The following is a 7,603-nucleotide window of genomic DNA, read 5'->3' as shown; positions in this document are numbered from 1 at the left end:
ACCTCGACGCGTATGGGCTGATGCGCGGCGTCGGCAACCTGTGCATAGGTGCCGACAGCCCCCGCTACGATGCACGGCGCATGGTCGGACTGCTGGTCAAAGGACTGCGCCTGCGGTAACCGCGTTCGTTCATGACCAACACTGGCGACACGCCACAACAGCACAGCGCTCCACGAGTGCCGCCTCCGGGCCAGCCGACAAACGCCAGGTCGACGATCACGATCGCAACGGGTGCGAGTACAAGACCACCGGCGACTTCGCCGCTCTGGCCTCGGGCGGGTCAAGGTCTCTAAAATCTCCGCCCGCGCCGGACAAACCCCGGCGCGAGTCGTATCCCGGAACGCGCCGAAAGGGCGCGGGAGCCTGTTCGCTCCCGCGCCCTTACCCGTCAGCGTGCCCCTCGGCCGGCCGTCACGCGGCCTTCACGAAGTACTGTGCGGCCGATCCATTGCAATCCCAGATCTGCAGTCGCGCGCCGTCCGCTGTCGAGCCTGACGGGGAGTCCAGGCACTTGTTGGAGTTCGGGTTGCGCAACCGGTTACCTTCCTGGACCCAGTTCTGTGCGCCGCTGCCGTTGCAGTCCCAGAGCTGCACCTTCGTGCCGTTGGCCGTACCCGCGCCGTTGACGTCGAGGCACCGGCCCAGCGTCCGCAGGGTCTGGCCGTCCCGGCTCCACTGCTGGTCCTGCGAAACAGCAGACCCCTGGCACGTCCACAGCTGCACGGCCGCGCCATTGCCGCCCGTGTCGTTTCCGGCCACGTCCACGCACTTGCCGCCCGGCCCGTTGATCTGCGTCGCGGGTCCGCCCGTGCCCCCGCCGTCCTGGTAGTAGCGCACGTAGTCGACCAATGCGGTGAGTGGGAACTGGCTCTGCACGGGGTTCTGTCCGGGGTACGTGCCGCCCAGCGCCAGGTTGAAGATGAGGTGGAACGGCTTGCGGAACTCCTCCAAGGTCGCCGGTGTCGTATCGATCACGTGCGTCTGCGTACCGTCGATGTACCAGCGGATCTGCGCGGCCGTCCACTCGATCGCATAGACGTGGAAGGCCGCGGCGTTGTTGACGGCGGGGTTCGCGACGTAGTTGGCGTTCTGACCCGCTGTCCACGGGAACACGCCGGTCCGCATATCCCAGAAGATGTTGTTCGTCACGGTCGCGTTCGCGTTCGCGTGTTCCATGATGTCGACCTCGCCGCAACTGGCCCAGTTGGTGGGCAGGCGGTCGTAGTAGGTCTGCGCCGGGTTGTAGGCGCTCGTGGACGTCTCGTCGCACGAGTCACCGAGCATCCAGAAGGCCGGCCACGAGCCGGTGGCGGTCGGGAGCGCCATCCGCGCCTCGATACGGCCGTACTGGAAGGACCTCTTCGTGTCCGTCGTCATGCGGCACGACGTCTGGTAGAAGTTGCGGCCGTTGACCGTGATGGGCGTCGTGAGCCAGTTGGCGCGCATCACGAGGTTGCCGCCGGACTGCGTGCAGTTCTCGGGGCGGTACCACTCCCACTCGCCGTTGCCCCAGCCGTCGAAAGTATTGAGGCCGGGGTTGAGGCCGTTGCCGACGTTGTAGTTCCAGTTGGCGCTGCTGGGCGCGCCGGACCCGTTGAACTCGTCGGCCCACACGAGGGTCCACGCGGCATGTGCGGGCTGCTGCTGGACGACCACGCTGCCGACGAGTGCAGTGACGGCCGCGGTGAGGAGGATCATGAGGCGCCGGACGCGTGACAGCGCTCGGTTCACGGCGCGGCCACGGGGCATGCGGGGTGCGCGTTCCTGTTGATCTCCACAGCGAATGTGCCCTTCTCGAGCAGGGGCGGAGGTGGTGCGATCGGCGGAAGTGCCTGTTCGAGTCCCCCACGTGGCATACGTGAGAGCGCTCTCACATCGTTATTGACTGCAAACCTTGTTGTCAATAAACCTGGCATGCCAGAGCAACGACTCGCGCAAGAGGCGACAAACACGAACGATGCGAGGCGGCCGCACTGCGCGATCCTCATCGCGGGTTCGAGGGTGTCGTGACGTGATCGGCGAACCACAGCGCGCGTTCTACGGCAACCAGTTCGGCTTGACGTTCCCGCTTTCGAGCACTACGACGTGACTCCTACCTTTGCCGGCTTCGGAGCCTCCACCTCACCCGGGGCGCTTCAGGGAGATCGACAGGTCACCTTGTGAATGGGCTAACTGGTCGGTTCCATGCCATCGTCTTGGACACGCATCCGCACAGAGGTGACGTGCAGCATGTCCAATCCGTACCAGTAGGCGCCGTCGTCGATGTACTCGCACATGTACGCGTCCTCAGTGCCGAATAGACCCTCCTCGTGGTCGAAGAGCTCCTGGAATGCGGCAAGCAGCGGCGCGGGCAAGCGTCGGCGCGACCGAGGCGACCGCCCAGGCGGGCAGCGTGAGGTCGATGTCGAGAACGCCGTCGTCGCCGACGGTCAGCGTGCTGCGGTGGAGGCCGTCGGCGACGTGGCGCAGCTCGGCGGTCTGTTCCCGCGTGATGTTGAGCGGGGCGCCCATCTGGTACCAGGCCTCCGCGACGTTCCCGTGCTCCCAGTCGAGGATCTCCACGGTGAGCTCGGTGCCCGGGCGCAGTCCCTCGACCCGGTGCCGGACGCGGCGCTCGGGGCCCATCTCGGCGAGGGCTCGCGTCTCGGCGTAGCCGTTGCGGGACGCGAGCCCCGTCGTGCCCATATCGGCGGGGTAGTTGTAGAAGATGGCCGACACGTCACCCGTCGCGGACGAGCGGGTGATGGCGCCGTCGGGCAGCTCGGCCAGGAGGCGGTCACCGAGGCGGTGGAGCATGGCCATCGCGTGGAACGTCGGCTTGTGCAGGCCGTTCTCGTTAACGAACCCGAAGCCTCCGTGGAAGGGGCCGATGCCGCCGCCGCCCTCCTCGAACACGTCGGTAAAGGTCCAGTAGGAGATCGAGTCGGCCAGCGGCGCGCCCTTGAGGAGCGCCCGGACGATGTACGCGGCGGCGAAGAGCGTGTCGTGGATCGCGTCGCGGCTCGACGGCGAGGTCGACCACTCGGTGATGTGCAGCTCGGCATCCGGGTACGGGCTGTTCTCGATGATCGTGCGCAGGACCTGCAGGTCGACGTACGTGGCGTCCTTCTGGCGCGTGATCGCTTTGAGGTTGCCCAGGGAGTCCGCCGCGTAGTCGGTCGGATACAGGTGGGTGGAGAGGAAGTCGATCGGCAGCCCGCGCTGCGCGCAGTACTCGATCAGCTCGTGGATCCACACCGGCTGCCAGTCGAGCTCGTCGGGGTCGGCGGCCACCGCGGTCTCGACCTCGAGCGACGGGTCGTGGGTCTCTCCGGAGTAACGGGCGTCGGGGACGAACACGCTCGTCGACGGGCCGCCGACCCGCAGCCGAGGGTCGATGGCTTTGATCGCGCGCGCCGTGGCCTCGTACAGCTCGAAGTACTCGGTGCGCGTCCCGGTCCAGAAGTTGGGCACGAGGTTCGGCTCGTTCCACACCTCGAACGGCCACTGCCGCACCTCGTCGATGCCGTACCGCTCGATCCAGTGCCGCACGGTGGCGTCGACCAGCGCGACCCACTGGCCCATCTCCTTGGGCGGACTGCAGTGCGCCTTCCACCAGAACAGCGTCTCGGTCTGGGTGGCGAGCTCGCGCGGCATGAACCCGAGCTCCACGAACGGGCGGGCGCCCGCGTCGAGGATCGCGTCGAACACCTTGTCGACATATGCGAACGTGTAGACCGGCTCGGGCAGCGGCTGGTTCGGGCCGAAGCCGCCGCCGTCGTCCGTCCGGTAGACGAACATGTCGTCGTGGAACAGGCCGTGGAAGCGCACGTGCCGGGCGCCCAGCACCTGGACGGCCTCGCGGAAGTGCGCCTGCCAGTCCGCCCGCAACGCCTCATTCGCGCGGCCAGCACCGACGCACTCGTTCCACACATGATGCAGCCGCACCTCGGCGGGTTCCTGTCCGTCGATCAGCAGGGCTGACGTCGCCTGATCAGTCATCAGATTCCTTCCGTGGATACTCCGGCCTTCAGGCCGGAGAGGAAACGGAACTCCTGCGGAGCAGGGCAGGAAAGCCGGTTCGCCGTTAAGGCGAATCCGGCGTCCGCCGGTGTTGTGGGAGGGAACAGGTGTGCTAATTTGCTGGGGCCTGGCAGGCGATAACCAAGCCGGTCGGGCCTACCGCCGCGCTGGCGGGAAGTCAGGTCTGTGGAGCCTGAGTAAGACCGATGGGCGGTACACCGCTCCTTGCTGGTAACCCAGGTCGGCAACAGGCTGTGAAGCAGAAAGTTCAACCCGCGAGGGTCGAATCCCCCTGCTTCAGCTGGGGGAGATGTCAAGAACAGCTCCTTCGCTCCGTCGGTGAGTAGGGCTTGCGAGCCCGGTGGAGTCGCTGACACGGAACCAGTCCACGTCGACGTAGCCTCCGGGCTCGGCAGTGGCGTAGTTGACGAGGGCGAACCGGTACCCGGTGAAGTGCGCGAGGTCGTATTGCATCCGCAGGGTGTCGCCCAGCCACGTCCAGTTGCTGCCGTCGTACGAGTACGCGAACGACGCCGTATCGACGGCATCCCGGAAGTCGACGTCAGCGCGCAGGTAGACGAGGTCCGCCCGTAGCGGCACCGGTGCGCTGGTGAAGGCGATGACGCCGTCGCCGCCCGCCCGGCGCATCACCAGGCTCTTGGTCCCGCCCTCCATCGTCACGGCGATGTATCCGTACTTGCGCTGGTAGGCGGAGATGCCTGCGACGTCCCCGTCCTTCATGTGCGAGACGTCCAGCGAGATGGCGCCGGAGCTCGCGGGTCCGAGCGTGCGTTGGGTGAGCGTGTTGCACGCATCGAGGATGCTCGACGCGACGCTGCCCGTGGTCAGCCGCAGGTGTCCGGGCCGCTCGGTGAGCGACCAGAACCGGTTGTCCGGGTTGTGGTTCCACTGCCACTGGAGCCCCAGGTTCGACCCGTTCCATGCGTTCTCGGCGGACTCTGCCAGGAGGTCCGCGTTGGCCGTGTTCCAGTGGCCCGCGCGCTCGAGGAGGTTGTCGAAGTCGTCCGAGGCGACGACGGCGGCCCCGTCACCGGCCGTCCCTGCGGCCGCCGCCGGCGCTTGCGGATGGAGAGCGAACACCGGCCACCCGTCGTCGTCCCAGGTCACGCCAATGAGCTGAGGCGCACGACCCAGCGGGCCCTCGTCCTGGAACAGCATGGCGTACCACTGTCCGTCGGATGTCTGGACGACTCCTCCCTGGGCGACGCCGGTTCCGGGTCGGCCCCCGACCGTCACGCCCTGGCTGAGCACGACCCGGCCCTCCCACACGCCGCCGGCCGACTGCGGCGTCAGCGACGTCGACCGCCACAGCACCTCCTGGCGGATGCCACCCGACGGCCACTCGATCATGAAGACGTAGTAGTAGTCCCCGATCTTGTACGCGTGCGCGCCCTCGGCGTTCAGTCCGCTGGTCCGGTCGACGTTGGCGTCCTCGACGAGCCGGGTCGCCGGGCCGTCCCAGGCAAGGGTCCCGTCGTCGTGCCGCCGCAGCCTGCGCAGGTCGATCGACCCGCCACCGTAGACAAGCCAGACGTCGTCGCCGTCGAACAGCAGCGACTGATCGTGGGCGTACCCGTCGAGCACCGACCTGGTCCACGGCCCGTGCTCGATATTGGGAGTCGAGTAGACGTACGTCTGCTGCGTGGTGAGGCTGCCGACCGACACGTAGTAGGTCCCGTCCTGGAACCTGATGCTCGCTGCCCAGCTGCCCTGGCCGTACGCGTCCTGGCCGTTGCGCAGCGCCAGCGCGTCCGTGTCGTCGAGGATCGCCGCGGTGTACCCGGCGATGGACCAGTGCACCAGGTCGCCCGAGCGCATGATCGGGACGCTCGGCGCGAAGTACATGGTCGTGCTGACCATGTAGTAGTACCGGCCGTCGAAGATGACGTCCGGGTCGGGCACGTCCGCGAAGATGACGGGGTTGGTGACGTCTGCCCGCGCCCCGCCACGGATGTTCACCTCCGGTCGGTCCATCAGCGCAGCTCGAGCGCCACGGTGACGTAGGAGTGGGCAGGCAGCTCGACCTCGAGCCCCCGGGGGTGGGGGTGCACGCCGGCATGGTCGGTAGGGACGACGGCGTCGAGCTGTTCGGGAGTGTTGTGCGCGTCGAGCGCCTTGGCGGTCAGCACCCGCGCGGTGTGCCCGACGACATCGCGGCCGCGCAGGTCCAAGACGAGGGTGCGGTCCGTCTCGGCGTCGAGGTTGGACAGCGAGACCAGGGCGGTGTCGCCCTTGACCGACGCGGACGCCGAGACGAGCGGCAGCTCGGTCGCGCCGACGGCGCGAGTCTCGACGCCGCGCAGGTGCACCGCGAGGGCGGCGGCGTCGTGGTGGCCGGTGTTCATGGCGAAGACGTGGTACGTCGGGGTGAGCACGAGCGCCCCGCTGTCGGGGTCGGTGAGGATCATGGCCTGCAGCACGTTGACGGTCTGGGCGATGTTCGCCATGACCACGCGCTCGGCGTGACGGTGGAACGCGTCGAAGTGCACGGAGGCGACCAGGGCGTCGCGCAGCGTGTTCTGCTGGTACAGGAACCCGGGGTTGGTGCCCTTCTCCACGTTCCACCACGTGCCCCACTCGTCCACGACCAGGCCGACCTTGCGGTGCGGGTCGTAGCGGTCCATGACCGTGGAGTGCCGGGTGAGCAGCTCTTCCATGCGCCGGGCGCGGGCCATGGTCACGTACCACTGGTCCGTGCTGAACCCGGTGGCGTCGCCCTTGTCCGACCACGGCCCGGCCATCGTGTAGTAGTGCAGCGACACGGCCTGGAACGGGCCCGCCGAACCGGCTCGGTCCGCTGCCAGGTCGTCGAACGAGCGCATGAGTGTCTCGGTCCAGTGCAGGTCGGCCTCGTTCGCGCCCGCCGCGATCCGGTACAGCAGGTTGCCGCCGTGGTTGCGGCAGTAGGTGGCGTACTGCCGGGCCAGCGACGCGAACTGTTCGGCGCGCAGGTTGCCGCCGCAGCCCCACGCCTCGTTGCCCAGTCCCCAGAACGGCACCCGCCACGGCTGCTCGCGCCCGTTCGCCCGCCGCAGCGCCGCCATCGGTGAGTCGTCCGCCCGGGTCAGGTACTCCACCCACTCCGACATCTCCGCCACCGACCCGGACCCCACGTTCCCCGACACGTACGGGTCCGCACCGAGCAGCTCGCACAGGTCCATGAACTCGTGCGTGCCGAACGCGTTGTCCTCCACCACGTCGCCCCAGTGCGAGTTGACCATCCGCGGGCGGCTCTCGCGCGGGCCGACGCCGTCACGCCAGTGGTAGTCGTCGGCGAAGCAGCCGCCCGGCCAGCGCAGGTTCGGGATCGAGATTGCCCGCAACGCCTCGACCACGTCCGAGCGGATGCCCCGCACGTTCGCGACCGGCGAGTCCTCGCCCACCCAGAACCCGCCGTAGATGCATCGCCCCAGGTGCTCGGCGAAGTGCCCGTACACGTGCCGGCTGATCGTGGCGCCGGGCAGGTCGAGGTCGATCACTGCGATCGTGCTCGTCGTCATCAGATTCCTTCCGTGGATACTCCGGCCTTCAGGCCGGAGAGGAAACGGAGCTCCTGCGCAGCAGGACAGGCACAGCCGAT

At 68.0% G+C, this 7,603-nt stretch carries 4 protein-coding genes and 1 pseudogene; 1 reads left to right on the top strand and 4 read right to left on the bottom strand.

Translation table 11 applies throughout. The annotated features are described in order from the left end of the window. A pseudogene (locus AB0B35_RS36470) lies at window positions 1-119 on the top strand (TetR family transcriptional regulator); the annotation flags it as partial. A gap of 292 nt (window positions 120-411) precedes the next feature. Here the strand turns inward: AB0B35_RS36470 and AB0B35_RS36465 are convergent. The 4 genes from AB0B35_RS36465 to AB0B35_RS36450 all read right to left on the bottom strand — a co-directional run bounded on the left by AB0B35_RS36465 (window position 412) and on the right by AB0B35_RS36450 (window position 7,523). Further along, the gene (locus tag AB0B35_RS36465; RefSeq protein WP_361054786.1) at window positions 412-1,698 is read right to left on the bottom strand and encodes a ricin-type beta-trefoil lectin domain protein; all 1,287 of its coding nucleotides are present in this window, start codon (window positions 1,696-1,698) and stop codon (window positions 412-414) included. 588 nt (window positions 1,699-2,286) lie between these two features. Next, complete coding sequence (locus AB0B35_RS36460; RefSeq protein WP_361054784.1) at window positions 2,287-3,981, bottom strand: hypothetical protein; 1,695 nt, start codon at window positions 3,979-3,981, stop codon at window positions 2,287-2,289. Between the two features lie 318 nt (window positions 3,982-4,299). After that, entirely contained in the window at window positions 4,300-5,997 is a 1,698-nt protein-coding gene (locus AB0B35_RS36455) for a glycoside hydrolase 43 family protein (RefSeq protein WP_361054781.1), read from the bottom strand. Beyond that, window positions 5,997-7,523, bottom strand: coding sequence for an alpha-L-arabinofuranosidase C-terminal domain-containing protein (locus AB0B35_RS36450; protein ID WP_361054778.1), 1,527 nt, complete (start codon window positions 7,521-7,523; stop codon window positions 5,997-5,999). The genes AB0B35_RS36455 and AB0B35_RS36450 overlap by 1 nt, the downstream gene beginning before the upstream one ends. Window positions 7,524-7,603 lie beyond the last annotated feature (80 nt).

The sequence above is a fragment of the Catellatospora sp. NPDC049133 genome, from assembly GCF_040648455.1.
In the GTDB taxonomy this organism is placed as follows: Bacteria; Actinomycetota; Actinomycetes; order Mycobacteriales; family Micromonosporaceae; genus Catellatospora; species Catellatospora aurea.
The sequence above is the reverse complement of the archived record's forward strand: the minus strand, read 5'-3'. Positions and strand labels throughout refer to the sequence as shown.